The 1,240-nt window shown below is 63.7% G+C and carries 1 protein-coding gene; it reads left to right on the top strand.

All coding sequences use genetic code 11. The annotated features are described in order from the left end of the window. Positions 1-173: 173 nt before the first annotated feature. Positions 174-1,166: a diaminopimelate epimerase gene (locus AC1DH9_RS29430; protein WP_427539734.1), complete on the top strand. Its 993-nt coding sequence runs from the start codon at positions 174-176 to the stop codon at positions 1,164-1,166. Positions 1,167-1,240: the final 74 nt, after the last annotated feature.

Here is a 1,240-nt window from a genome sequence, read left to right as displayed (position 1 = left end):
AATCGAGCCAGCGCTGCAACACTTTCATAAGGCGATACAGGCTGCGCTGGAGCCAGTTTGCGAGTCGCTGATTGCCTGCCGGTTGCTGTAAATAATCGCTGTTGAATGCGTGCGAACCGGCCCGTCGGGGCCTAAAGTAGCGGTTCTTTTTCGGCCGGGTTCAGGACCATCGCATGACGACGTTTTACGATGCTCGCGGGAATATCTACGCGGTTGTGGCGCCTGAAACACTGCGCCAACGGGGTATTGAACTGCCTGGTCAGGCGTCTTCGGCAGCTGAACAGCGTGCCGACTGGACGCTTGCGGCTATCCAGGCATTTTGCAGTTGGCCCCCCGACACCCAACCGGCCGGTGCCAAGGAGCACCGTTCGGATGGCTTGCTGGTCGGCCCGTTCCAGGCTGCGCCACCGTTTGACCTGTTGATCGTCAACACCGATGGGACGTTGGCCGAGCGCAGCGGCAACGGCCTGACGATTTTTGCCCAGGCGCTGACCGAGCAGGGCTTGATGCCGGCGCAGGGGCGTTGCCTGCTCAAGGTTCACCATGACAAAGGCGATGCGGTGTCTCCTGTCGAAACCTCGGTAACGCCTGCGCAGGTCGACGGCGTGCAGGGTTTCTGGCTGGACCTCGGCAAACCGGCGTTCGGGCCGAATGCTGTGGGGGCCCAGGCGGTCGAGGCGCGGACATTGAATCAACGTGAGTTGAGCCATGTACCGATGCTCGCGCGGCTGAATCCGCTTTGGGCTCACAGTCAGTTCGTGCGGATCGGCAATCCCCATTGTGTGACGCTGGTGGCGGATGCCGAGGCGTTGCCGAGCAATCAGCAGATGCGCGAGCCCGGATTGTCGGCCGACCTGACGCGCATCGCTTTCGCGCCGCCGAGCGGGGCTGGCGAGCCCTGTGCGGCGGGCGTCAATCTGCAATGGGCGAGGCTGGAATCCGAGCGTCGAATTGCTGCTCGGGTCTTCGAGCGTGGGGAAGGGCCGACCGCATCTTCTGGTACCAGCGCCAGCGCGGTGGCTTGCGCGGCGTGGAGTGTGGGGTGGGTGACGGCGGGGACTGTGGCGGTGGTTATGCCCGGCGGTACGGCGCCGGTGTTGCTTGAGGAGCAGGACGGTGAACTGAGCCGGGTCAGTTTGTTTGGGACGGCGCGGTTGATGTCCTGATTCTGCGGTGGCGGTCAGATTGCTATCGTCGGAACGCCGCCCGGAGCCGGCTCGCTCCCACACGGGATCTGTGT

The organism is Pseudomonas sp. 05T35 (genome assembly GCF_056396605.1).
Note: the sequence above shows the minus strand (reverse complement) of the source record. Positions and strands in the feature narration are given on the sequence as shown.

What these genes read in the sequence shown, in the direction of transcription:
- AC1DH9_RS29430 (WP_427539734.1), top strand. Translation starts at nt 174, where the DNA reads ATGACGACGTTTTACGATGCTCGCGGGAATATCTACGCGGTTGTGGCG.